Genomic DNA, 26,220 nt, shown 5'->3' with positions numbered 1-26,220 from the left:
AACATTTTATTATGGAAGCGAAAGACATGAATGAGATGGAGCCTCGCATCATAGAAGCGGCGAAGCGAGTGTTTGTCCGAAAGGGGTACGAGGCGGCTACCATGAGTGACGTGGCGGCAGAAGTGGGTATTGGCAGGACGGCCTTACATTATTATTATAGGACGAAAGAGATTCTGTTCGACGCTATTTTCGGGCAATTGCTTTCTTCATTGTTGCCGAACATCGATCGGGTTTTGGATGAGAAGAGTACGATGCTGGAGAAAATGCCGGTGATCGTTGATCTGTATATGGGAATTGTTCGTGCGAACCCGATGTTTCCGAGTTTTGTGGTGGGCGAGTTAAACAGAGATCCGGAACGTTTATTCCAGACCGTGCTGAGAGACCCGAAAAAAATACAGCCCATCTTGCGTCTTCGTCGTCAGATAGAGGAGGAGATGGACAAGGGGCTTCTACGGAAGATGCCGGTCATAGATTTAGTTTCGACCTTGGTGAGCCTAGTGGTCTTCCCGTTGTTGATCCGCAAGCCACTAGCGGCGGCTTTTTTGGATAACGATATGGGTCGGTTTGAGGAATATATGGATAGGCGCAGGGATTTGATCGTCGAGGTAATAACCCAGCTGATGGTCCCGGATGCCAGATGATGGATTTGTTCAATTTAATAAACATATCATAGAGTATATGAGAGGTGTATATGTATTATTGTTAATTAGCCTGTTGGGTTATACCGGAAGGGTTAGCGGACAGGAATCGGTCACGATCACCCAATGTTACGAGTGGGCGAGGGCGAATTATCCGCAGATTCATCAAATGGGTTTGATCGATCAGACGGAGCGTTATAGCTTGAGTAATGTGGGCAAGGCTTGGCTTCCCCAGCTTTCGGTAAGCGGTAAGGCAAGCTATCAGAGCGACGTGACGAAGTTGCCTTTCGATGGCGATAAGATTTCCTCGCTTCTTCCCGGCTTTGAGATCCCGAGCTTGAGCAAGGATCAGTATCAAGTCGTGGCGCAGGTGGACCAGACGATTTGGGACGGCGGTAGCACCCGTTCGGCCCGTGCCTTGACTCGTGCTGAGGCGATCGCCAACCGGGAGCAATTGGAAAGTGAGTTGTATGCGCTGAACGACCGGGTGAATCAAATCTACTTCGGTTGCCTGCTGCAAGACGAGTTGATACGTCAGAACGCTTTGCTTCAAAAAGAGTTGCAGGTCAATATCGAGCGTATCAAGGCGATGATGGACAATGGCGTGGCGAATCAATCGGATCTGGAAAGTATGGAAGTGGAACTGCTGAATGCCCGCCAAAATGAGATTGAGCTAAAAGCGTCTCGTACGGCATATCGGCAGATGTTGGCGACCTTTATCAATAAACCGCTGACGGATCAAGTCGTCTTGAGGACTCCGGAGTCACCCGAGCGTTCATTGTCCACGCAAATCAACCGTCCGGAATTACGGGCCTTGGATGCTAAGAGCGAATGGATCGAGACGCAAAACAAGCAGGTAACGGCGGGCTTGATGCCTCGTATCGGAGCTTTCGTACAAGGTGGTTACGGCCGGCCGGGCTTGAACATGCTGGAGGATAGTTTCGAGCCTTATTATGTGGCCGGTGTCCGTCTTTCTTGGAATCTGGGGAAGTTGTACACGCTGAAGAACGACCGGAGGAAGATCGAGGTAAGCCGTCGCCAGATTGATGTGCAACGGGAGACCTTCTTATTCAATACCCGCCTGCAACTTTTGCGGCAAAACACGGAGATAAAGAAAATGACGGACCTGATGCGTGCCGATGACGATATCATCCGTCTGAGAACAAGCATCAAGCAGGCAGCGGAGGTGAAGCTGGAGAATGGCGTGATTTCCGTCACGGACCTGATCCGGGAGATCAACGCCGAGGACATGGCCCGGCAAACCGCCGCGGCGCACCGTGTACAGCGCTTGATGACCATTTATAATTATATGTATACAACGAATTAAATAGAGTATGACAAATACAATTGATTTATGAGACATTTGATTTTTATCAGCTTATGCAGCCTTCTATGGACGGCTTGCGGTAATACAGACAATGATTTTGACGCTTCCGGTACCTTTGAGGCAACCGAGATCTTGGTATCTTCGGAAGCCAACGGAAAGATCATGGAACTGAATATCGAGGAGGGCGATCGCTTGGATGCCGGCGCCATCGTGGGTTACGTGGATAGTACCCAGCTTTTTCTGCGGAAGATGCAACTCTCTGCCAGCCTTCGCTCAGTAGATATTCGCAAGCCGGATATCCGCAAGCAGATCGCCGTTCTGGAACAACAAATCGCCACGGCCAAGACCGAGCAGCAGCGACAAGAGAACTTGGTGCGCGCCAAAGCGGGTAACCAAAAGCAACTGGACGATATCGTGAATAACATCAAATATCTCCAGAAACAACTGGATGCCCAATACTCTTCCTTAAGCAAGACGACGGGAGGTGCCGACGCCGAGGCGGAGGGCCTGCAATATCAGATCATGCAATTGGATGATCAACTGATGAAAAGCCGTATCCTCAATCCCCAGACCGGTACGGTATTGGTGAAATACGCCGAGCCGGGAGAGGTGACGGCGGCAGGCAAACCGCTTTACAAGATCGCCGATACGGACTTGCTTTATCTCCGCGCCTATGTGACGGCGGATCAGTTATCCCACCTGAAACTAGGGCAATCTCTCAAGGTCTTCGCCGACTATGGGAATGATCGCCGGGAATACCCCGGTACGATCACGTGGATCTCCGATAAATCCGAGTTTACCCCGAAAGGTATCCAGACGAAGGACGAACGGGCTAATTTGGTATATGCCATCAAGATCGCCGTCCGCAACGATGGTTATCTGAAGATCGGGCAATATGGGGAGATTAAATATGAATAACGAGATTCATATAAATCATATCACCAAGCGTTATGGCGATGTCGAGGCCCTGCGGGATCTGTCGCTGGAGATCGGCTCTGGTGAGTTGTTCGGGCTGATCGGTCCGGATGGGGCGGGAAAGACCACCCTGTTCCGTATCCTGACCACGTTGTTGCTGGCCGATAGCGGTACCGCCTCTGTCTGCGGCTTGGACGTGGTGAAAGACTTGAAGGAGATCCGTCGGCGGGTAGGATATATGCCCGGCCGCTTCTCGCTCTACCAAGACCTGACAGTAGAGGAGAACTTGAACTTCTTCGCTACGGTCTTCAATACGACGATCGAGGAGAACTACGATCTGGTACGGGATATCTATAGTCAGATAGAGCCGTTCAAGCATCGGCGGGCGGGGAAGCTGTCCGGTGGTATGAAGCAGAAGCTGGCTTTGAGTTGCGCCTTGATCCATCGTCCGGATGTCTTGTTCTTGGATGAGCCTACGACGGGGGTCGATCCTGTCTCCCGCTCTGAGTTCTGGGATATGCTGGATCGTCTGAAACGGCAAGGCATTACGATACTTGTCTCTACGCCTTATATGGATGAGGCCTCCCGTTGCGACCGTATCGCTTTGGTGCGTTCTGGGGAATGCCTATCTATCAATACGCCGGTAGGTATCCGTACCTCATTCGATAGGCGGCTATACGCGGTGCGATGCGCGTCGATGTATAAGTTGTTGGGAGACTTGCGGGAGTTCCCGGATACAAACTCGTGTTTCGCTTTTGGAGATGCTCATCATCTTACGTTGAGGAGGGATGGGGAGGATGTCATGAGGCGATTACAGGAATATCTGAAAGGCAAAGGTTACGCAGATGTAAGCATCGAACGCCTTGAGCCAAGCGTTGAGGATTGTTTCATGGCCTTGTAAGAGAGGGGATGTGTCGCATTTCCCCAAGATTCGACCTCGCGTCGGGTGCGAAGTCGAATCTTGGAAAAATACGGGGCTTGCGTCAGGCGCGAGGTCGAATCGCGGAAAAATGCGAGGGCTCGCGTCGGGCGCGAGGTCGAATCTCGGGAAAATGCGGGGCTCGCGTCGGGCGCGAGGTCGAATCTCGGGGAAATGCGAGGCCTCGCATTGGGCGCGAGGTCGAATCTTGGAGAAATGCGGCATTGTAATTATGAAATAAGGATAAAAAATGAAAGCGATAGAAGTAAAACAACTGACCAAACGTTTCGGCACCTTCACCGCCGTCGATCATATCAGTTTCGAGGTGGAGCCGGGCGAGATATTCGGCTTCCTCGGGGCAAACGGGGCAGGGAAGACCACCGCCATGCGTATGCTCTGCGGCCTGTCGGTCCCGACATCCGGCGAGGCCCGGGTAGCCGGTTTCGATGTCTACCGGGAGAGCGAGTCCATCAAACGGAATATCGGATACATGAGCCAGAAATTCTCCCTATACGGCGATCTAAAGGTATGGGAGAATATCCGTCTCTTCGGCGGTATCTACGGCTTGTCTAAACGGCAGCTGTCCCAGAAAACGGATGAGTTGCTGGATATCCTCGGGCTGGAAAAGGAGCGGAATACCTTGGTCGATTCCCTGCCCTTGGGGTGGAAACAGAAGCTATCCTTCTCCGTGGCGATCATCCATGATCCCAAGATCGTTTTCTTGGATGAGCCTACCGGAGGCGTCGATCCCGTCACCCGCCGCCAGTTCTGGGAGTTGATCTATGAAGCGGCTGCCCGGGGGATCACGATCTTCGTCACCACCCATTATATGGATGAGGCGGAGTATTGTAACCGTGTCTCCATCATGGTAGACGGAAAGATCGAAGCGTTAGACAGTCCCTCCGCCTTGAAGCGGGATTTTAAGACAACGAATATGAACCAAGTCTTCCACGCCTTGGCTCGAAAAGCAACGAGAGGAGAATAAACGATGAAACAATTCATATCCTTTGTTAGAAAGGAGTTCTATCACATTTTCAGGGACGCACGCACGACAATGATCCTCTTGCTCATGCCCGTCATCCTGATCATCTTATTCGGATATGCCATCACGACCGAGATCAAGCGTGTGCCGATCGCTATTTTCGACCAAAGCCGGGATGAGCTGACACTGAAGATGGCAGACCGCTTGAATGCCAGCGAGTACTTCGAGCTGTATACGACCGTCGATAGCTATGAGGACGCCGAGGCCTTGTTTCGGCAAGGAAAGGTACACGTCATAGTTGTCTTTCCCCCTCAATACGCTTCCACGGCCGATGCCCAAGTACAAGTCTTGGCGGACGCTACCGATCCGAACGAGGCGACTCAGCTAATCGCTTATTGTTCGGCGATCATCGCGGAGCAGTTGAAAGGCGAGTCGGCGGTTGAGAGTAAAGCCGTGACCCCGGTTACCACTTTGCTCTACAACCCTCAAATGAAAGGCGCCTACAACTTCGTGCCCGGCGTAATGGGTTTGATTTTGATCCTTATATGCGCCATGATGACCTCGATCGGCATCGTGAAAGAGAAGGAGATGGGAACGATGGAAGTCCTGCTGGTCTCCCCGTTGAAACCCATCTACATCATTCTGGCCAAGGCGATCCCATACCTATTGCTGAGTATGGTGAATATCGCTACGATCTTGCTGCTATCCTATTTCCTGCTGGACGTTCCGATAAAAGGCAGCCTGCTGTTGCTGGTTTCCGTGTCCATCCTGTACGCGATCGTATCCCTCTGTCTGGGCCTGCTGATCTCCACGGTAGCCGATACCCAGCAGGCGGCTATGTTGATCAGCGGTATCGCCTTGATGCTTCCGATCATGTTGTTGAGCGGCATGATGTTCCCGATAGAGAATATGCCGGATATCCTGCGATGGTTCTCCCATATCGTTCCGGCCAAATGGTATATCATCGCCGTGAAGGACGTGATGATCAAGGGGCTTCCCGCCGTGTCGATCTTGAAGGAGATCGGGATACTGTCGTTCATGGCGGTCGTGCTGGTATTCTTGAGTGTGAAACGTTTTAAAATACGATTATAAGCTATGTTACGATATTTGTTAGAGAAAGAGTTCAAGCAGATCCGTCGGGACCGGTTCATGCCGAAGATTATCTTCATCATCCCGATCATGCAGTTGATCATCTTGCCTTTCGCCGCTAATTTCGAGATGCGAAATATTAACCTTAGCATCGTGGACAACGATCATTCCGTCACCTCCATGCAATTGGTAGATAAGGTACTATCCTCCGGATATTTCCGCCTGACAGACCGGTCAGATCGTTACGACGAGGCGCTGACCTCGGTGGAGAGCAATGAGTCCGATATCATTCTGGAAATCCCCTCTGATTTCGAGCGGGACTTGGGTAAGGAGGGCAGGGCGGACGTGATGATCGCCGCTAACGCCGTGAACGGAACCAAGGGCGGCTTGGGTAGCTCCTACCTCTCCTCGATTATACAGGATTTCAATAGGGAGAAAGGTTTCGCCTCTATGGGATCGGGCAGGGGAGTGGCTTCGATTAACCTGTTCAATCCCCACTTGAGCTACAAGATCTATATGGTTCCCGGCATCATGGTATTCTTGCTGACGATTATCGGGGGATCGATCTCCGCCTTGAATATCGTGAGCGAGAAGGAGAAAGGGACGATCGAGCAGATAAACGTCTCGCCCGTACCCAAGTCCCTGTTCCTGCTGTCGAAGCTGATCCCTTTCTGGGTGATAGGCTTTGTCCTGCTGACGGTGGCGATCCTCATCGCTTGGCTGATCTACGGCTTGGTGCCGGAGGGGAGTTTCGGGGTGATCTATTTGTTCGCCGCCGTATATTTGATCGCTTTTACGGGATTTGGCTTGGCGATCTCCTCCTTCTCGTCCACGCAGCAACAAGCGATGCTTACGGCGTTTTTCTTCTTGATCATTTTCGCCTTGCTAAGCGGATTGTTCACGCCGATCAGCAGTATGCCGGAATGGGCGCAGAAGATCACGCTGGCGAACCCGGTGCGTTATTTCGTGGAGGTGATGCGTATGGTCTATTTAAAGGGGAGCGGCTTTGCCGATTTACGGGGACATTTTGTGATTGTCTGTCTATTTGCTGTTTTTTTTAATCTGTTAGCGGTAATTAGTTATCGTAAAAAGGGGTAGTTCGGAAATAAATGTTTTCTTTGTATCCCGTTTACGGATTATAAACTAATACAGCGAAAAAACATGTCATTTATCATTGTCGTACTTTGTTTGGCCTTATTGATTGTCTTGATATCCTACTTTAAGGTGGATGCTTTCATCGCGTTTCTGATCTCCTCTATCTTGGCGGGCATCGCTTTGGGCATTCCGTTGGAGAAGCTGCCGGACTCGGTGAATAACGGTATCGGGAGTATCTTGGGTGGGTTGACGTTGATTATCGTATTAGGCGCTATGCTAGGCAAGTTGGTGGCCGAGAGCGGAGCGGCACAGAAGATCGCTTCCGTGATGGTGTCGCTTTTTGGTACTAAGCATATACAATGGGGGCTGATGGTGACAGGCTTTGTCGTGGGTATTCCGTTATTTTATGGGATCGGATTTGTGTTGTTGGTGCCATTGATCTTCTCGATCGTGTATAAATACAAGCTTCCGGCGGTCTATATCGGGTTGCCGATGTTGGCGGCGTTGTCCGTGACGCATGGATTCCTGCCCCCGCATCCGTCTCCGGTAGCCTTGGTGGTACAGTTCAACGCAAATATCGGCCTTACGCTGATCTATGGCTTGTTCTTGGCGATTCCAGCTATCATTATCGCCGGGCCGGTGTTCGGCAGTCGGTTGAAACATATAAAATCCGGTCCGGTCACGTTGTTCGAGCAGAAAGAGGATAGCGGGAGATATAGCATGCCGGGCAAGGCGAATAGTTTTATCAGCGCTACGTTGCCTGTCTTTTTACTGATTATCGTGACGGTTATTCCTTATTGCTTTAAGGATATGGGCGAGATGGCGAGCGGGATAGTCTCTTTTATTGGTGCTCCTTCCATTGTAATGCTGATCGCCTTGTTGTTCGCTACATATACGCTGGGCATCCGGCAGGGACGTAGTATCAAGTCGGTTATGGCAGTCTATGGGGAGGCCGTGAAAGATATCTCTATGATCCTTTTGATCATCGCGGGTTCCGGTATCTTCAAGCAGATCATGGAGGATAGCGGGGTAAGCAATGAGCTGGCGACAAGCCTAGAGCAATTGCCCGTTCATCCGTTGATCTTGGGTTGGTTGATCTCTGCCGTGATCCGTTTGTGCGTGGGATCGGCTACGGTGGCGGCGTTGACGGCGGCGGGCGTGGTGATGCCTTTAGTTACGCAAACGGGTGCGAACCCGAACTTGATGGTTTTATCTTTAGGAGCGGGTAGCTTGATGTTCTCGCATGTCAACGATTCCGGTTTCTGGATGTTCAAGGAATATTTTAACCTAAGCATAAAGGATACGATCTGCTCATGGTCTATCATGGAGACGATCGTGTCGGTCGTAGGATTGATCGGGGTAATGATCTTAAATATGATTGTATAATAAAAGAATGATTGAGCAATGAGAAAGAGATGGCTGCTTAGTATCGTTATTATGCTTTTCCCTTTCGTCGCCTCGTTTGCGGCGGACCCGGAGGAAGGTACTTATCCAACGGTCGGGAGGCTTTTTCATATAGCACGAAGCGTGAATAAGAACTTGGTTTGTTACGATGTGAATCTGAGGGATGGTAAGCTGGATACACATGATCCCTTGAACGTTTATTGGGTCAATCGGGAAAAGCATCCGGGGGAAACCAATGGCTTGAGCTATATCCAACGGAAAATGGCTTATGGGTATAAACTGATCTCGGCGAGTGATAATGCTTGTGTATGCTCATTGACCGCTTATCCCTCCCGCCAGTTGACGATTACCAAACGTGATTCCCGCTATGTATGCTACATAACGATCAACAACCAACAGGCGATTCTCCAATCCCTCTACGTTAAAGCCAGCTCCAAGAATCCTTTAAGCGTCGAGTATGTAGAGCTACAAGGAATCTCTGTCGCCACGAATCAACCGGTAACGGAAAGAGTCAGGAAATAGATCAATATATTTTTTTACTAACATATAAATGAAAGAAATTATGAGCATGATTAACGCAGATGAGAATTTTGAGAAATTAGGGTTGACCTTACCTCCCGCACCGGCTCCGGCCGGAGTTTACAAGCCTTGTGTGATAGATGGCAAATACCTGTATCTTTCCGGTCACGGGCCTGTGCGGAATGATAAGTCCTTGATCATCGGACGTATCGGCAAGGACTTGACGATGGATGAAGGCAAACTCGCCGCCCAGCAAGTAGGACTTACCATGTTGGCGACCATCCAGGCGAACCTTGGTAGCTTCAACAAGATAAAGAGAGTGATCAAGGTATTGGGTATGGTAAATTGTACGCCCGATTTCGGAAAGCATCCTTATGTGATCAATGGCTGTAGCGAGTTGTTCGCCGCCGTATGGGGGCCGGATAACGGTGTAGGTACCCGTAGCGCCGTAGGATTCGGTTCTCTTCCCGATAATATTCCTGTAGAGATAGAGGCTTTGTTCGAATTATACGAATAAGCCATGGACGATTGGTACGTCATAAGTAATGTAGACCGGATAGACTCGCCAGCCTTGGCGTTCTATCCGGATCGTATTTCCGGCAATATCGAGTTGGCCAAGAGGATCATAGGCGATACGAACCGGCTTCGTCCGCACGTGAAGACGAATAAGGCGGCTGAGGTATCCCGCATGCTGCTGGATGCCGGAATCCGGAAGTTCAAGTGCGCTACGATTGCCGAGGCCGAGATGCTGGGGCATATGAATGCCCCAGATGTATTATTAGCCTATCAGCCGGTAGGTCCGAAGATTTCCCGCTTATTAGATTTGATAAAGGCATATCCCGCCACCCATTACTCCTGCTTGGTAGATCAAGCGGAGAATGCCCGTGCGATCTCGGCTCTTTGCGAGGCCGGGAATATCACCTTGGATGTCTTTATCGATCTGAACGTGGGAATGAATCGTACCGGAGTCCTCCCGGAGAGAGCGGAGGCGCTGGTGGATGCCATCCTGCCGCTGAGGTCTCTGCGGATTATCGGGTTGCATGGCTACGACGGACATATACATGACGCGGAGCTCTCGGTACGTTGCCAAGGTGCGGATGCTGCGTACGCCTTGACCGAACGTGTGTTCCGGGAGATATCCCGCAAGTTCGCCTATCCATTGGTTAAGGTGATGGGAGGTACTCCTACATTCCCGATGTACGCGAAGCGGAAGGATTGCGAATGCAGTCCCGGCACGTTTGTGTTCTGGGATTGGGGGTATGGAAACGCTTATCCGGATATGCCGTTCAAGGTAGCCGCCTTATTGATAACCCGGGTCATTTCCGTGCTGGATGAGCATCATGTTTGCGTAGATCTTGGTTACAAGGCGGTAGCCTCGGAAAGTCCTTTGCCCCGTGTGTTTTTCTTGAACCATCCGGAGGCGAAACCTATCTCCCAGAGCGAGGAGCATCTGGTCTTGGAAGTCCCAGACAGTCGGCTCTATCCATTAGGTTCCGTATTCTATGGCATTCCCGTTCATATTTGTCCTACGGTCGCTTTATACGACAAGGCTTATGTGATCAGGGATCGTGAGGCGATCGGCGAATGGCCTATCATTGCCCGTTCACGCCGCATCACCTATTAACGGAACAACGAGACAGTATAAATTCAATTTTCAACTTTCAATTTTCAATTAACATGCATATGCCATTTATTATCGACGCCCATCTCGACCTTAGCATGAACGCTTTGGAGTGGAACCGGGATCTGCGTCAACCCCTAAAGGAAATAAACCGGAGAGAAATCGGTATGACCGATAAGCCCGACCGTGGAAACGCCACTATATCGTTTGAGGAACTACGTAAGGGTAACGTAGGACTTGTGGTAGCTACCCAAATCGGTCGTTACGTCGGACCGGATAACCCCCTTACCGGTTGGCATTCCCCGGAACAAGCTTGGGCGCAGACCCAAGGCCAACTCGCTTGGTATAAGGCGATGGAAGAGGAGGGTCAGATGGCCATGATCCGGGATAAGAAGGCCTTGGAAGCGCATCTGGCTCTTTGGAAAGACGGTGAACCCGCCGACAAGAAGCCGATCGGTTATGTATTAAGTATCGAGGGAGCCGACTCGTTCATCACGGTGAATCATGTGGAAAGGGCGTATGCTTATGGCTTGAGGGCGGTTGGCCCGGCACATTACGGCCCCGGAAGGTATGCCAACGGTACGGATTCTACCGGTCATCTGAATGCCATGGGGAAAGAGTTGTTGCGTACCATGGATCGCTTGGGTATGATTCTTGACGTGACCCATTTATGTGATGAGGCTTTCTGGGATGCGTTGGATTTGTATAAGGGACCGATTTGGGCGAGCCATAACAACTGTCGGGCCTTCGTAGATCACAACCGTCAGTTTAGCGACGAGATGATCAAGGCGTTGATAGAGCGTGACGCCGTGATCGGTATCGCCCTAGACGCTTGGATGATGGTACCGAACTGGGTGCGAGGCGAGTCTACTCCAAGAGGCATGAACTGTGGTATGGAGATTATGGCGAACAATATCGATCATGTCTGCCAATTGGCCGGAAATGCGAACCATGTGGCTATCGGCAGTGATCTGGATGGTGCTTTCGGTACGGAGCAATGCCCGTATGACCTAGTAACGATCGCCGATCTCCAAAAGATATTCCCGATCCTTCAATACCGTGGCTTTACGGACGATGCTATCAACCGTATCGCCTCTGGTAACTGGATTGAGTTCTTACGGAAGCATTTGCCGGAATAAGCTACCGCAACCCGGGTTGCAGTGATACCGCGATGTGGATGCAGTGTTACTGCAACCCGGATTGCAGCGTCACTGCATCCGCATCGCGGTAAAAAGACAAACAAGGTGAGTCTATTTTATATCTGCAATACCAAGACGAACCGGCATCCCTTCTTATATTCCTTATCGATAGATAGGGTTCCGTTTAATTTGCTAGCCATCAGTGCGCAGATGGGTAATCCTAAACCATCGCCTTGCGCTAGATCCTTCGCCTCATTGAATGGCTTGAATAAGTTCTCTTTTAGATCATCCGGTATGCCTGTACCATTATCGGTAATGATAAATTGGCAAACATGAGCGCCTTTCCGTTTAAATTCCAGACGGATGTTACCGCTGGAAGTATATAATGCGGCATTCTTTAACAAATGCAATAAGACTTGTTCCAGATGCTCGGCGTTTGTCTTAATCTCCAATTGGGGCACGTCTGTTACGAGATTGACCTCCGGTTGAATATCCCCTTTAACCTTCTCCACGATTTTCTTACTGAAGTTTCCTACATTAAAAGAACTAACCTCATACGGTTCCATCAACGTATTCTCCAAGGAGGAAAGCTCTTGGATATGAACCGTAAACTGTTTCAAAGCCTCTACCCGTGTCCATACATCCTCGGCCTGCTTCGGAGCTACCGCCTGTAATTCCTTGGCGGATGCGCTAAGCTTGTTCAAGGTAGGCTCCATCTGAACCGATATGTTTTGGATGAATTGGGCTTGTTGTTCGCTATGCTCATTTGTCGTCTGGATGATTTTCTTTAATTTCTTGTTCAGCACGATGAAGCGCAGCAAAAGGAATCCTAAGAAAAGTAAGGCGGCTATAAGGATTACCACGAATGTGATAAGTCCGACAATCATATATTGCTTAACAGACAATTTATCGTCTTTCTCCTGTATTGTCTGTAGGCTCTGATCGTATTTTTGTTGTAATGCCCCTAGTTTATCCTCTGCCGTAAGAGCCTTTACGGAATCCGTCCATACGATGTATTTGTCGTAGGTACGTTCCATCAGTGGGGCGTTGTTTGCCTTACGAGCGATAGAGATCAGGTTCCGGTAGCAATCGTTCACCTTGTCGTATTCTTTTTTCTCCTTATACTGGTTGATCAGTTTCTGGAAAGCAGCGTCCCCCTGCTCGTTTTGCCCGAACGTATAATAATAACCCGCTTGGGTATATAATAAATTGTTCGATAACTTCTCATCACCCGCTTGGCTGGCCAGATTATCTAATGTATTGAGTTGAACTTGCGCTTGGGCGGCGTTCTTTAGCTTAATATACATTTCCAACCGCTCTTTCGTTACTTGGAAGCGTTGTTCATAGAGCGATTTTTGCAACTTCAGTTCTTCGGTTAAGATGAATTGGTTCATCTGGCGGCAAAGATCGAATGCCTCTTGGTAATAATTCTCGCAATAATATAGATAAGCCGCCTGCGTACCGGCATCGATTGCCTGTTTGTAATCACCTTGTTGGGATAAGCTCTTGTAAGCTTGTAAAAAAAGATAACGAGCTTTGGTGTAGTCTTTTTTTTCTAGGCTGCTTTGTGCCTGTTTCATAAATTGATTCGTCGTATTTTGCGCCTGCATGACCGGACAGAGACAAAGTACAAGAGAGAGTAAAAGATAAGTGATCCTCATAACTTAAAATTTTAATTTGAAGTAAAAATATGTATTTACTAGGATTAAAGCAAAATATATCTGGGGAAAATAACCGGGATATTACAAATAGATGCGATTCTCTCAAGGAGGCTCGATCAAGTAGAATGAATCTATTTAAAGTTTATCGAGTTATTGCCATTTGATTTTTTATGTCTATGTTTGCAAATATCTTGACGCTAAGGGAGATGGAATAATGGATAAAACTATAGACGATTTGTTTATTCTAAAACTGATAAAAGCTGGTGATAGACTGGCTTTTAAACATCTGTTTGAGTTATATTTCACTCCTTTATGCCGCTTCGTACATTTATATATGAAGAAACCGGGAGCCGCCGAGGATATCGTAGTCGATATCTTTGCCAGCTTTTGGGAAAGACGGGAGACCTTACAAATCCAGATCACGTTGAAAGCCTATCTATTCCAGTCCGCACGGAATAGGGCCTTGAATTACCTAAGAGATAACGAGCGTTTTATCTCAACGGACGATTTTTCCTCTTTGGAACGTTTCGAGAATGACGAGACATTGGAAACTCAAGAGTTGCAACGCCTGATTCATGAGGCTATTTTCTCCCTTCCCCCGAAATGCCGTGATGTATTCAATAAGAGCCGTATGGACAACCTTTCAAATAAGGAGATAGCGGAGCAAATGAATATAAGCGTTAAAGCCGTGGAAGGGCATATTTCCAGAGCGTTAAAACAGATCCGGGCCTATTTGGGGGATGCCTATCACTACTTATGGTGATTTTATTTCCACAAGATTAAAAAAAATAATGAAAACTATGTAGGGTTATCGTCATTTGATGTGTCACACTAGAAAATGGCACTTCATGAATAAACATATACCATGGCAATTAATTATATCTCGTCTGAAGGATGAACAAGATGAGAGAGGTGAGAAGTTGTTCGAGGAATGGCTTCAAGGAGAAGGGAATGCTCATTTATATCAAGAACTAGAGGGATTATGGAGAGAGATCCGGGAGGAGGCTTCATCCTATACGCCGGATACCGCTTTTTATTGGCAACAACTGGAAAGTCGTATGTCCCAAGAGAACAAGGCTCCTAAAGTCGTCTCTATCTGGAAATTCCGTATGGCGGTAGCCGCGGCTTCCATATTATTGATCATTTCGTTGACCTTCTCTTTCTTGTATACTGGAGGAGACCGGGCCGTTTATTCCAATAAGTTGTCTTATTCCGCTTTAAGCGGTAAGTCGAGGATCGTATTGCCGGATAGCAGCGTTGTTTGGTTGAACTCCGGTTCTACCTTGGAGTATGCGGCAGATTTCATGGAGAACCGGGAAGTGGCTTTGAACGGCGAGGCCCTGTTTGACGTGACGAAAGACAACCGGCATCCTTTCGTGGTCTTGGCCTCGGAGGTGAAAGTAAAGGTACATGGTACCTGCTTTAACGTGAACTCTTATCCAAAGGAAGAAAACATTCGGGTGACCCTTTTCCGGGGTTCAGTCTCTTTGGAGGCCGGAGGTAAGGAGGCTTATCTGTATCCGGGGGAGATCGCCGCTTTGAATAAAAGGGATAAGACCTTGAATATAACCTCCGCCGATATGTTTTACGAGTCTTTCTGGGCAAGCGAGAGTGTGCGGTTTGAGGCGAAGTCGTTACGGTACATAACTCGTTATCTGGAGAAATGGTATAATGTTAAGATCGAGGTAGATCCTACCATCCCGGATTCACAAGCCTATACGTTCACAATCAAGGATGAGTCACTGGAAGTGATCTTACGGATCATGTCGCGCATAAACCCGATCGCTTATACGTTCGACGAGGATGATCACGTACAAATAATGCATGTTGAACCTTCTAAAAAGTAATGCCTATGAGATTATCCCAATGACATAAGACAACAAAAAAGGCTTAAGCGGTAACTTAAGCCTTTCGGGGACAAATCCCTAATCCAAATTAAAATCTAATTACAGCTTGTTCAAATTTGGCCGTTTGTCTAAAGCTGTAAGGATGTTAACTTTAAATACTTCGCAAATATATGAATAATAAAAGACAATTTGTGAAAGGAAGAAATTGTTTGTATGCGATATTCTTTCTTCTATTCTTTTCTTTACGTTTGTTAGCTGTTGAAGCCGTCGACAAGAAGATATCAGTTTCATTTTCGAACCTACCGTTGAAAGAGGCGATCCATGAGATTGAGGTCGCTAGCGGTTATACGTTCTTTTATGACGGTAACAAGATAGACTTGACTCAAAAGGTAAGTTTGAACGTCTCGAATCAGCCTATAGAGTCTGCCTTAAATTCAATGCTAAGGACCACGGACCTCTCTTTTGAGATCACCAGTAAGCAGATCGCTTTGTTTCCGAGACAAAATGCAAGTGCGTCAGCCGGTAAACCTTCCCGCAAGATAACCGGTACGATACTAGATCCTTTGGGTGATCCGGTAATCGGGGCGAATGTCGTGGTGAAAGGTACGACGAACGGTACCATAACGGACATGGATGGAAATTTCTCGGTGGAGGCTTCGGACAATGATATCTTGCAAGTCTCTTATATCGGTTTTATGCCTCAGGATATCGCTGTTAAAGGGAAGAGCGAGCTGACCGTGACGATCCGTGAGGATACCCAGAAATTGGATGAAGTAGTCGTGGTTGGTTACGGTACCCAGAAGAAGGTGAATCTGACGGGTGCGGTGGAACAAGTGACGAGTGAGGTGTTCGATAACCGTTCCATCTCAAACGTTACCCAAGCGCTTCAAGGTACGATCCCTAATCTGAATATCTCGATGACAGATGGTAAACCAAATCGTACGGCGGAATATAATATACGTGGTACGACCTCTATCGGACAAAAGGGTAGCGCCTTGATATTGATCGATGGCGTGGAGGGTGATCCCAGTATGTTGAACCCGAATGATATCGCCAGTGTATCTGTCTTGAAGGATGCGGCTTCGGCTGCCATTTACGGCGCGAGAGGCGCATTTGGTGTCGTATTAATCTCGACGAAGAATCCGTCCAAGGACAAGACTTCCGTGACGTACTCGGGTAATTTTACGATGAAATCTCCGACGAAGGTACCGGATGTCGTTACCGATGGATATACATACGCTAAATACTTTAATGAGGCGTGGAGCGCTTATTACGATTATTCCCAAACTCCACAGAACATTAATAAGACCTTGAAATTCTCTCAGGAGTATCTGGAGGAACTGGAGCGTCGTTCCGGCATCTCGGGATTACCGGAGGTAGAGATCGGTCCGAATGGGGATTATGTATATTATGGAAATACGGATTGGTACAAGGAATTGTATAAGAAATCTACGTTCGCTACGGATCATAATATTTCCGTGTCCGGAAGTAGCGGCAAGACCAGTTTCTATGTAACGGGCCGTTATTATGGGCAAGATGGATTGTTCCGATATAATACGGACGACTATAAGTTGTTCAATATGCGTGCGAAAGGAGCGGTGCAGGTATTTGATTGGTTGAAGGTGGAGGACAATTTGGAGTATTCCAGCATGACTTATCATAATCCGTTGAATGTAGGTGAAGGTGGCGGTATCTGGCGTAATATCGCGGATGAGGGGCATATTTTGGCTCCGATGTTTAACCCGGATGGTACCTTGACGCACTCTGCCGCTTATACGGTTGGTGATTTCTGGTACGGAAAGAATGGTATCGATACCGAGCAAAGGATCTTGAAGAATACGGTGAGCACTACGGCTAGTTTCTTGAAGGATAAATTGCGTATCAAAGGTGATTTTACGTTCCAGAACAATGACAACGACCAAACCCAGATCCGGGTACCGGTGCCGTTCAGCCGCCGTCCGGGTGTGATTGAGTACGTAGGTTCTTCCAAGAATGATATCCAGAATACGAATAAGACGACTAGTTATCTGGCTAGCAATATTTACGGAGAATACGAGGATACCTTTAAAGAAGTGCATTATTTCAAGGCGATGGTAGGATATAACTACGAGGAATCCCGTATGAAGAATGTAAAGGTATTGAGAAACGGATTGATCTTTGATGATGCCGAGGATTTGAATATGGCCTTGGGACAAACGATTAATACCGAGGGTGGTTATTCCAAATGGCGTATATCCGGAGGTTTCTTCCGTTTGAATTATGTCTTTAATGATCGTTATCTATTGGAAGTGAATGGTCGGTTAGATGGTTCTTCCAAATTCCCGTCGGATTCTCAATATGCGTTCTTCCCATCGGTCTCTGCGGGTTGGAGGGTTTCGCAAGAGCCGTTCTGGAAGGTTCCCGAGGAAATCTTCTCGAATCTGAAGGTACGTGCCTCTTATGGTTCCTTGGGTAATGGTAATATTGATCCGTACTCATTCCAAGAGTTATTTAAGATCAAGCAATCCAGTTTGGTGTTGAATGGCATACGTCCGCAGTATACGGGCCAGCCGGCGGTTATTCCGTTGGGCTTGACTTGGGAGAAATCTACGACCTTGAACCTTGGTCTGGACTTTGCTTTCCTATCGAACCGTTTGCAATTCTCGGGCGATATCTATCAACGGAAAACAACCGATATGTTTACGGTGGGTATGTCATTGCCGGCGGTGTTCGGTACGGATGTGCCGAAAGGTAACTATGCGGATCTTACGACAAAAGGTTTTGAGTTGAGTGTCTCTTGGCGGGATCAGTTCCAGTTGGCAAGTAAACCGTTCAATTACGAGGTTCGTTTCACGCTCGCCGATTACCAGTCAACGATTGATAAATACAATAACCCGGAAAAGAAACTGGGCGATGATTACTATTACGAGGGTATGAAGGTAGGTGAGATCTGGGGATACGAGACTGAAGGTTTCTTTACCTCGCAAGCTGATATCGATAGCCACGCTAAACAACCCTATTTCTACGCGGGTGCTACGGCTGGACAATGGCTTCCGGGCGATATCAAGTTCAAGGACTTGAACGGCGATGGCGTGATTGATTATGGAAACAATACGGTGGATAATCCGGGTGACCAGAAGATAATCGGTAATAGCGAGCCTCGTTTCATCTATGGTATCAATTTGAGCGGTGATTGGAATAACTTCTTCGTCTCCGCTTTCTTCCAAGGTGTAGGTAAACAAGATTGGTGGCCGGGATCGGAAGCCTCTTATTTCTGGGGTATGTATAATCGTCCGTATAATGATATGCCTAAATCTCATTTGGGGAATATCTGGACGGAGGAGAATCCGAATACCTATTTCCCCCGTTTGAGAGGATACTCCTCTGAGGAGCCTTATGCCGAGTTGAACTTGAAACAAACCCGTTACTTACAGAATATCGCCTATATACGTATGAAGAATATTCAGTTAGGGTATACTTTGCCGAAGAGCTTTATCTCGAAACTAAGGATGCAGAATGCCAAGGTATACGTCTCGGGCGAGAATCTTTGGAGTTGGTCTCCTTTCTATAAATATTCTAAAGACTTAGACGTTGAGGCGGTCAGAGGTTCTGACCGGGATTTAACGGAGGGTACGTCGGGTAATGGATATAGCTATCCGATATTGAAGAGTGTTAGTTTTGGTTTGTCAGTTACATTCTAAAAAGTGCTATAGTATGAAAAAGACATTAATATATATCATCAGTGTGATAGGTTTGTTCTCTTGCGATTTGGATGAGGTTCCTGTTTCAGAGGTTTCCAAGGAACCGGTTTTCAGTACGGAGAATGGATTGGAATTATACGCGAACTCGTTCTATGAGATTTTACCGACTCCATCGGCCGCTCACCAAGCGGATAATATGTGTGATTATGCGGCGAGGGCGTTGGTTCCTAATTTTATATTGGCGGATGCCTATGGTCCTCAACAGAGCGATGGCTGGGATTGGGAAAAGCTTCGGAACATCAATTACTTTATCCAGAATTGTACGGACCCACGGGTATCGGAAAGCGTTAGGATGAATTATATAGGTTTAGCTCGTTTCTTCCGTGCTTGGTTCTACTTTGATAAGGTGAAACGCTTTGGCGACGTGCCTTGGATCAATAAGGCGATGGAGGTGGATGACCCCGATCTGTATGCGGCAAGGGATTCGAGAACCTTGGTGATGGATTCGGTCTTGGCTGATTTGGATTTCGCTTGCGAGCATATTACCTTGACGAGTGATCAGACCAGTTCCTTGATCACGAAGTATGTAGCTCAGGCTTTCAAGTCGAGAGTATGCCTGTTCGAGGGGACGTTTCGTAAGTATCATACGGAATATGGGCTGAAAGAGTCGGCGAATGCTTGGCTGAACGAGGCGGTTAAAGCGGCAGAGGATGTGATCGCTAACTCTGGTTTTAAATTGTATACGGCAAACGGTACGACGAAATCGTACCGGGATTTGTTTATCAGTGTGAAGCCGGTGACTACGGAGGTTATGCTTGCCGCTGTTTGTGATAAGTCCTTGAGCGTATTGAATGACGCTAACTGGTATTGGACAAGCGCTACATATGGTCCCCGTCTGAATTTGATCCGTACGTTCGTGAATACTTATTTGATGGAGGACGGTACTCCTTTTACGGACAAGGAGGGATATAAGACCATGGTCTTTATGGATGAGGTGAAGAATCGTGATAAACGTTTGCAACAAACCATCCGTATGGGGGATTATAAGCGTATTGATGGGGGGGTGCAAACGCCCGCTCCTCCGATCTTCTCTTATACCTATACCGGTTATCAACCTATTAAGTATTGCCTGGATGATGTGTTTTATGATAGCGGTGCGAATAATGATAATTCGATTCCTTTGATTCGTTTCGCCGAGGTATTATTGAACTATGCGGAAGCGAAAGCGGAGCTTGGAGTCTTCACGGATGCGGATTGGGAAAAAACGATCGGTGCTTTACGGGGTAGAGCGGGGATAACAGGAGGTTTGACAGCTAGACCGACAAAGGCTGATCCTTACCTGCAAGCGAATTATTTCCCGGAAATAACAGATCCCAGTTTGCTGGAGATCCGTCGTGAGAGAGGTATCGAATTGGTATTCGAGGGTTTGCGTTTCAGTGATTTGTTACGTTGGAAAAAAGGGAATCTGATGACAATGCCTTGGAATGGTTTCTATGTCCCGGAATTGGATAAGCCGATGGATTTAAATGAAGATGGTATCTTGGATGTATGTTTTACGATGAATGAGAACGTGGAGAACCCGATATCGGGAGTGACCTACGTGGTCGTTTCCGAGATGAAGGCCGGTAAGGTAAATCCGCAGCGTTTATCAGGGAATACGAAAGGAGAATTGACTTGGTTGAATAATATTCCCCGGGTATGGGAGGATAAGCATTATCTATATCCTATTCCGGACTTGGATATTATCATGAATCCGAACTTGACACAAAATCCGGGTTGGTAACTAAAAAAAGAATGAATCATGAAAAAGTTAATTATATTCGTGTCATTGCTGTTCTTGGCGATGGCTTATGGAAAAGCGGAAGATAAGGAGGTCTTAAAGATCGCTACTTTTAATTTGAGGATGGATACTCCATCCGATGGGGAGAACGCTTGGTTTCACCGGAAAGATATGGTGAATGACTTAATCCGTTTTTATGGTTTCGATTTATTCGGGACTCAAGAAGGATTTACGCATCAATTAAACGATATCTTGCGGTTAAGCGACTACCGGTTTATTGGTGTAGGACGGGATGATGGAAAAGATGCCGGAGAGCACTGCGCCATATTTTATCGTTCAGATCGGTTCAAGGTGTTGGATCAAGGCGATTTCTGGTTATCGGAACATCCCGAGAAACCCGGTAGAGGTTGGGATGGTACTTGCTGTAACCGGATTTGTACTTGGGGGAAGTTTGAGGACTTGAAGAACCATAAACAATTTTATTTCTTTAATGTACATTATGAGTACGAGGGAGATGTGGCCCGTAGGGAATCTTCTAACTTAATGATCTCACGGATCAAAAGTATCGCCGGTAATCAGCCTGTATTCCTGACAGGCGATTTCAATGCGTTTCCTACCGAAGAACCGATCCGTATTTTAAATGATAGCGGTTTCTTGAACGACTCTTATAAGATCACCAAGGAAGCCCCGTTCGGTCCGGTCTGTACCTATCACGGATATGATAGTACGATCAAGACAGAGGAGCGTCTGGATTATATCTGGGTAACCGACAGTATCCAAATTGATAAATACGGTGTATTAACGAACACATTATACGGACATACACCTTCGGATCATTTCCCGGTGATGGTCGTGGCTGAGTTCTAATATTATCTCAATGTGTCCGATCCCTGAACTCCGAGGGCGTGACCCCTTCTTTCTTCTTGAAGAATGTGGAGAATTGGCCGGCATTCTCGAAATGCAGGCTATAGGCGATCTCGGAGATCGTCAAAGGGGTGCTAGTCAGAAGCTCTTTCGCACGAAGGAGCTTCTGTTGTAATTGATATTGGGCGGGGGAGACGCCGGTGTATTCCTTAAACATCCGGCGAAACCATGAATAACCTAAACCAAGACGGGCAGCGATCTCTTCCGGACTTAATGGGTCCTCGATGTTCTCCTTCATTAATATACGTGCCTCGTTGATTTTATCTACGACATAGGTGTTCGTGAAGGAGTTGTTCTTTTCCTTATAATATACGGAGCCTAATATATGAAGCACGATACTGGAGATCATCTGTTGGTAACCGGATTTCTCCTCCGAGGCGAACTTCAGTATATCCTCATAAAGTCCGACGATCGTAGCGCTCAGCCCGATCCGGTGTAGCGGCTCTTCCTTGGTAAAGAATTTCTTCTCCACACGTTTATCGATATGAATGCCCCGGAAACCTACCCAATACTCATCCCATCCCGTTTCCCGGTCCGGATAATAACTATGCCATTCCCCGGGGAAAAGGAGGATCATCGTCCCTGCGTTTATCTTTTGCGATTTACAAGACTGGGAGGAAAAGTACCCGCTACCTTTCGTTATATATACCAATTGATACTCATTCAGGATGCGCCCGGTCTGAGGCTTGAAATTATACTTCTCCGGATGCCGGGAAAGCGGATAGGCGCAACCCGGCGGGATGAATTGATATCCGACCGTCGTGACGACGATTCCCCATTCCTCATCCGTAGCGCTGATCGTCAAGTAACGTAGTAAATCATTCCGCAGTTCGTTCATGTCAGATTTGAAAGGTTTAAAATCATTTTCGTAAGCAAATATAGCAATAATGCTTCTACTTTTGCTTTTGTCAAACAAATAACTTTGTTAAGCCATGAAGGAATATAATTTTCTAGCCTTTGATATAGGGGCTACCAGTGGACGGGCCGTGCTCGGAACCTTAAAGGATGCCAAATTTGAAATGAAAGAGATCCATCGGTTCCCGAATCCGATGGTGGAATTACACGGACGGTTTTATTGGGATATCTATCATCTTTATACTTCTCTTATAGAAAGCTTGACGATATGCGCCCGGCAAAGAATCCGGTTGCACTCGATCGGAATAGATACATGGGGAGTGGATTTTGGGTATGTGGCTTTGGATGGCTCTCTATTGGGCTTACCTCGTGCTTACCGAGATCCTTATACGGACGGCGCTCCCGAGGACTTTTTCAAACGGATTCCCAAGGAAGAGGTCTATAAGCGGACAGGTATTCAAGTGATGCCGTTTAATAGCTTGTTCCAGCTTTTTAGGGCGGGGCAAGACTCGTTCATACCGCAGGAAGTGGCGGAAAAAATATTATTCATACCGGACCTTTTGGCTTATATGTTGACGGAGCGTATGGTATGTGAATATACGATCGCTTCCACGTCTCAATTATTGAACCCGGAAACCCATAAATTCGATTACAAGCTCTTGGAGGCCGTAGGTGTATCTCCTACTTTGATGTGTCCGGTGGTGATGCCGGGGACGTTGATCGGGCGGTTGAGCGAGTCGATCGCCCGTAAGACAGGAATCGGGGAAATCCCGGTAATCGCCGTGGCTGGTCACGATACGGCGTCGGCGGTAGCCGCTGTTCCTGCTTCTTCTCCTAATTTCGCTTACTTGAGTAGTGGTACTTGGAGCTTGATGGGTATCGAGGTGGAGAAGCCGATCATCAACGAGGTCTCTTTCAAGAATAATTTCACGAATGAGGGGGGTATCGAGGGTACGACTCGCTTTTTGAAGAATATTACAGGTATGTGGATCTTGGAACGTTGCCGGGAGCAATGGAAGCGGTCCGGATTGGATTATTCGTACGATGATATGGTTCGGATGGCGGAGTTGAGCGAATTTACTTCTTTGATCAATCCGGATGATCCTCGTTTCGCCAATCCTGAGAGTATGCTACGTGAGATCACGGCCTATTGTGAGGAAACCGGACAGGCTGTTCCCGCTTCGGACGCCGATTATGTACATTGTATATTTTATAGCTTGGCGAATCGTTATAAAGAGGTGCTGGAAATACTCAAATCGATGTCGCCACATCCGATTGAACGATTGCATGTGATAGGTGGTGGCTCTCGGAACGATCTGCTGAATCAGTTGACAGCCAACGCTATCGGTATTCCCGTATTGGCAGGCCCGTCTGAGGCGACTGCCATTGGAAATTGCTTGATACAGGCTAAGTCGGCAGGATTACTGACGGATTGTTGGGAGATGCGAAGACTGATAGCCACCGCATTCCCTCCCAAGGAATTTTATCCGGAAAGGTGATACACTTTCAAATCATATAAATTTAAAAACATCATACCATGACAAAAGACAGTTTAATTCAACAGGCATTTGAAGTAGCGGCAGAACGCTATGCGGCCGTAGGTGTAGACGTTCGTAAAGCTTTAGAGGATATGAAGAAAATATCCCTATCCCTGCATTGCTGGCAGGCCGATGACGTAAGCGGTTTCGAGAACCAAGGCGGCTCCTTGACTGGTGGTATACAAGTGACCGGCAATTATCCGGGACGTGCCCGTACTATCGACGAGTTGCGCCGGGATGTATTGAAGGCGAAATCCTATATCCCCGGTAATCATCGGCTTAGTCTGCATGAGATCTACGGGGATTTCCAAGGGGAGAAAGTAGACCGTGACGAGGTAGAACCCCGTCATTTCGAGAGCTGGATACAATGGGCGAAAGAGAATGATTTCAAGCTAGACTTCAACAGTACCTCTTTCTCGCACCCTAAAAGCGGAGATTTGACCTTGGCGAACCCCAGCGATGATATCCGTAACTTCTGGATCGAGCATACGAAGCGTTGTCGCTGGATCAGCGATGAGATGGGTAAAGCCCAGAACGATCCTTGCATGATGAACCTTTGGATACATGACGGGAGCAAGGAAGTACCGGCCAGCCGCTTACGTTATCGCCGTATCTTGGAGGAATCGCTGGATGAGATATTCGCTACCGAATATAAATGGATGAAAGATTGTATCGAGGCGAAACTCTTCGGTATCGGCTTGGAGAGTTATACGGTAGGTTCCTATGATTTCTATTTGGGTTACGGGGCGAAAAAGAACAAGATCGTTACCTTGGACACTGGCCATTTCCATTTGACGGAAAGTATCGCCGACAAGGTTTCCTCGTTATTGCTGTTTACGCCCGAGATCATGTTGCACGTAAGTCGTCCGATCCGTTGGGATAGCGATCATGTCGTGATCTTGAATGACGATGTGCAGGATTTAGCTCGTGAGATCGTGCGTTGCGACGCCTTGGACCGGGTACATATCGGTTTGGATTATTTCGACGCTACCATCAATCGTATCGGTGCTTATGTCATTGGTAGCCGTGCTACGCAAAAAGCCTTTATGCTCGCTTTGCTAGAGCCGATCGCCTTGCTTCGCCAGTACGAGGATGAGGGTAAGTATTTCCAGCGTCTTGCCTTGCAGGAGGAAGCGAAGAGTCTGCCTTGGGGGGCGGTTTGGGATATGTATTGTCTACAAAGTGGGGTCCCCGTAGGAGAGTCTTATATCGCTGAGATCGAGAAATATGAGTCCGACGTTACCTCAAGACGGCAATGATAGAGATCGGGATTGGGTTGTTGATCATCGCGATCGGCAGTTTCGGGCAGAGTAGCTCGTACGTGCCGATCAATAAGATCCGGGATTGGAGTTGGGAAAGCTTTTGGTTGGTGCAAGGTATCTTCGCTTGGTTGGTTTTCCCTTATCTCGGGGCGATGTTGGCGGTACCGGAAGGGAGTACCTTGCTGGAGCTATGGTGTTCGCCGGGTAGCTTGGGAGCGGTTATCTATGGCATGCTCTGGGGTGTCGGCGGGTTGACTTTCGGGTTGAGTATGCGTTATCTGGGCGTAGCTTTGGGACAGAGCATCGCCTTGGGTACATGCGCCGGTTTTGGTACGCTCTTCCCGGCTTTGTTCGGTGGAACGAATCTGTTTGAGGGAACCGGATTGATCCTGTTGACCGGTGTTTGCATTACCTTAGCGGGTATCGCCGTGATCGGTTACGCCGGAAGCCTGCGGGCCCGGAATATGAGTGAGGAGGAGAAGAAAGCGGCGGTGAAGGATTTTGCCTTGACTAAGGGCTTGGCGGTAGCCTTGCTTGCCGGTGTGATGAGCGCCTGCTTCAATTTGGGTTTGGAATCGGGAAACGAGGTGCTGGCGAAAGCGAGAGAGGCGGGAGCTAGCGATCTGTTCGCCTTGAATCCCGTGATACTGTTGGTTACTTTGGGCGGCTTTTGTACGAACGCTGTGTATTGTATTTTCCAGAACGTGAAAAATGGGACGGGCAAGGATTATTTCTCGGTATCGGGAGGTACATTGCTGAATAATGTCTTATTTTGCGCTTTGGCAGGCGTGCTTTGGTACTCGCAGTTCTTCGGACTGGGGATGGGAAAGAGCTATTTCTCGGATTCCCCGGTTATGCTGGCTTTCTCGTGGAGTATCCTGATGTCGTTGAATGTTATTTTCAGTAATGTCTGGGGCATCTTATTAAAAGAATGGAAGGGCGTGGATCGCCGGACAATCGTGGTATTGATTACCGGCATGTGTATCTTGATCCTTTCCTTATTATATCCGAATATAGTTTAATTA

22 protein-coding genes are annotated in these 26,220 nt (G+C 47.8%); 20 read left to right on the top strand and 2 right to left on the bottom strand.

Going from position 1 to position 26,220, the window contains the following annotated elements; all coding sequences use genetic code 11:
• Nucleotides 1–11 precede the first annotated feature (11 nt).
• The 12 genes from HMPREF0999_RS12330 to HMPREF0999_RS12275 all read left to right on the top strand — a co-directional run bounded on the left by HMPREF0999_RS12330 (nucleotide 12) and on the right by HMPREF0999_RS12275 (nucleotide 11,648).
• Entirely contained in the window at nucleotides 12–641 is a 630-nt protein-coding gene (locus HMPREF0999_RS12330) for a TetR/AcrR family transcriptional regulator (protein ID WP_009276036.1), read from the top strand.
• A gap of 37 nt (nucleotides 642–678) precedes the next feature.
• Nucleotides 679–1,965, top strand: a complete 1,287-nt coding sequence (locus tag HMPREF0999_RS12325; RefSeq protein ID WP_009276035.1) for a TolC family protein — start codon at nucleotides 679–681, stop codon at nucleotides 1,963–1,965.
• Nucleotides 1,966–1,992: 27 nt separating this feature from the next.
• The gene (locus HMPREF0999_RS12320) at nucleotides 1,993–2,883 is read left to right on the top strand and encodes an HlyD family secretion protein (protein WP_005856439.1); all 891 of its coding nucleotides are present in this window, start codon (nucleotides 1,993–1,995) and stop codon (nucleotides 2,881–2,883) included.
• Entirely contained in the window at nucleotides 2,876–3,781 is a 906-nt protein-coding gene (locus tag HMPREF0999_RS12315; protein ID WP_009276034.1) for an ABC transporter ATP-binding protein, read from the top strand. Before HMPREF0999_RS12320 ends, HMPREF0999_RS12315 begins: the two co-directional genes overlap by 8 nt.
• A 268-nt stretch (nucleotides 3,782–4,049) precedes the next feature.
• Nucleotides 4,050–4,784, top strand: a complete 735-nt coding sequence (locus HMPREF0999_RS12310; RefSeq protein WP_005856443.1) for an ABC transporter ATP-binding protein — start codon at nucleotides 4,050–4,052, stop codon at nucleotides 4,782–4,784.
• Between the two features lie 3 nt (nucleotides 4,785–4,787).
• Entirely contained in the window at nucleotides 4,788–5,873 is a 1,086-nt protein-coding gene (locus tag HMPREF0999_RS12305; RefSeq protein ID WP_008780487.1) for an ABC transporter permease, read from the top strand.
• A gap of 3 nt (nucleotides 5,874–5,876) precedes the next feature.
• The gene (locus tag HMPREF0999_RS12300; protein ID WP_008771944.1) at nucleotides 5,877–6,968 is read left to right on the top strand and encodes an ABC transporter permease; all 1,092 of its coding nucleotides are present in this window, start codon (nucleotides 5,877–5,879) and stop codon (nucleotides 6,966–6,968) included.
• 63 nt (nucleotides 6,969–7,031) lie between these two features.
• A complete protein-coding gene (locus HMPREF0999_RS12295; RefSeq protein WP_008780488.1) occupies nucleotides 7,032–8,351 on the top strand; it encodes a gluconate:H+ symporter in 1,320 nt (439 codons plus the stop codon).
• Between the two features lie 18 nt (nucleotides 8,352–8,369).
• Nucleotides 8,370–8,891: a DUF4833 domain-containing protein gene (locus HMPREF0999_RS12290; protein WP_005856451.1), complete on the top strand. Its 522-nt coding sequence runs from the start codon at nucleotides 8,370–8,372 to the stop codon at nucleotides 8,889–8,891.
• Nucleotides 8,892–8,931: 40 nt separating this feature from the next.
• The gene (locus HMPREF0999_RS12285) at nucleotides 8,932–9,405 is read left to right on the top strand and encodes a RidA family protein (RefSeq protein WP_005856453.1); all 474 of its coding nucleotides are present in this window, start codon (nucleotides 8,932–8,934) and stop codon (nucleotides 9,403–9,405) included.
• A gap of 3 nt (nucleotides 9,406–9,408) precedes the next feature.
• The gene (locus tag HMPREF0999_RS12280) at nucleotides 9,409–10,512 is read left to right on the top strand and encodes a D-TA family PLP-dependent enzyme (RefSeq protein WP_009276033.1); all 1,104 of its coding nucleotides are present in this window, start codon (nucleotides 9,409–9,411) and stop codon (nucleotides 10,510–10,512) included.
• 53 nt (nucleotides 10,513–10,565) lie between these two features.
• Entirely contained in the window at nucleotides 10,566–11,648 is a 1,083-nt protein-coding gene (locus HMPREF0999_RS12275) for a dipeptidase (protein WP_010182876.1), read from the top strand.
• 116 nt (nucleotides 11,649–11,764) lie between these two features.
• Here the strand turns inward: HMPREF0999_RS12275 and HMPREF0999_RS12270 are convergent, their stop codons facing one another.
• A complete protein-coding gene (locus HMPREF0999_RS12270) occupies nucleotides 11,765–13,309 on the bottom strand; it encodes a sensor histidine kinase (protein ID WP_008780491.1) in 1,545 nt (514 codons plus the stop codon).
• A 214-nt stretch (nucleotides 13,310–13,523) separates the two neighbouring features.
• Between HMPREF0999_RS12270 and HMPREF0999_RS12265 the strand changes: the two genes are divergently transcribed.
• The 5 genes from HMPREF0999_RS12265 to HMPREF0999_RS12245 all read left to right on the top strand — a co-directional run bounded on the left by HMPREF0999_RS12265 (nucleotide 13,524) and on the right by HMPREF0999_RS12245 (nucleotide 21,483).
• Complete coding sequence (locus HMPREF0999_RS12265; protein WP_005856461.1) at nucleotides 13,524–14,072, top strand: RNA polymerase sigma-70 factor; 549 nt, start codon at nucleotides 13,524–13,526, stop codon at nucleotides 14,070–14,072.
• A gap of 85 nt (nucleotides 14,073–14,157) precedes the next feature.
• On the top strand, nucleotides 14,158–15,156 hold the full coding sequence (locus tag HMPREF0999_RS12260) for a FecR family protein (RefSeq protein WP_005856462.1): 999 nt from the start codon (nucleotides 14,158–14,160) through the stop codon (nucleotides 15,154–15,156).
• Nucleotides 15,157–15,326: 170 nt separating this feature from the next.
• Nucleotides 15,327–18,836 carry a TonB-dependent receptor gene (locus tag HMPREF0999_RS12255; RefSeq protein ID WP_009276031.1) on the top strand — a complete coding sequence of 1,170 codons (3,510 nt, stop codon included), beginning with the start codon at nucleotides 15,327–15,329 and terminating at the stop codon, nucleotides 18,834–18,836.
• A gap of 13 nt (nucleotides 18,837–18,849) precedes the next feature.
• Nucleotides 18,850–20,619, top strand: a complete 1,770-nt coding sequence (locus HMPREF0999_RS12250) for a RagB/SusD family nutrient uptake outer membrane protein (RefSeq protein ID WP_005856466.1) — start codon at nucleotides 18,850–18,852, stop codon at nucleotides 20,617–20,619.
• A gap of 18 nt (nucleotides 20,620–20,637) precedes the next feature.
• Nucleotides 20,638–21,483: an endonuclease/exonuclease/phosphatase family protein gene (locus HMPREF0999_RS12245; protein ID WP_005856468.1), complete on the top strand. Its 846-nt coding sequence runs from the start codon at nucleotides 20,638–20,640 to the stop codon at nucleotides 21,481–21,483.
• A gap of 7 nt (nucleotides 21,484–21,490) precedes the next feature.
• On the opposite strand, the gene HMPREF0999_RS12240 is transcribed toward HMPREF0999_RS12245, so the two are convergent.
• On the bottom strand, nucleotides 21,491–22,378 hold the full coding sequence (locus HMPREF0999_RS12240; RefSeq protein WP_005856470.1) for an AraC family transcriptional regulator: 888 nt from the start codon (nucleotides 22,376–22,378) through the stop codon (nucleotides 21,491–21,493).
• Nucleotides 22,379–22,472: 94 nt separating this feature from the next.
• On the opposite strand from HMPREF0999_RS12240, the gene HMPREF0999_RS12235 reads away from it, so the two are divergent.
• The 3 genes from HMPREF0999_RS12235 to rhaT are packed head-to-tail and all read left to right on the top strand — an operon-like array spanning nucleotide 22,473 to nucleotide 26,217.
• Nucleotides 22,473–23,894, top strand: coding sequence for a rhamnulokinase (locus tag HMPREF0999_RS12235; protein ID WP_009017900.1), 1,422 nt, complete (start codon nucleotides 22,473–22,475; stop codon nucleotides 23,892–23,894).
• 38 nt (nucleotides 23,895–23,932) lie between these two features.
• On the top strand, nucleotides 23,933–25,192 hold the full coding sequence (locus HMPREF0999_RS12230; RefSeq protein WP_009276030.1) for an L-rhamnose isomerase: 1,260 nt from the start codon (nucleotides 23,933–23,935) through the stop codon (nucleotides 25,190–25,192).
• The gene (gene rhaT / locus HMPREF0999_RS12225; protein WP_085931158.1) at nucleotides 25,192–26,217 is read left to right on the top strand and encodes an L-rhamnose/proton symporter RhaT; all 1,026 of its coding nucleotides are present in this window, start codon (nucleotides 25,192–25,194) and stop codon (nucleotides 26,215–26,217) included. The genes HMPREF0999_RS12230 and rhaT overlap by 1 nt, the downstream gene beginning before the upstream one ends.
• Nucleotides 26,218–26,220: the final 3 nt, after the last annotated feature.

The sequence above is a fragment of the Parabacteroides sp. D25 genome (genome assembly GCF_000307475.1).
In the GTDB taxonomy this organism is placed as follows: domain Bacteria; phylum Bacteroidota; class Bacteroidia; order Bacteroidales; family Tannerellaceae; genus Parabacteroides; species Parabacteroides distasonis.
Note: the sequence above shows the minus strand (reverse complement) of the source record. Positions and strands in the feature narration are given on the sequence as shown.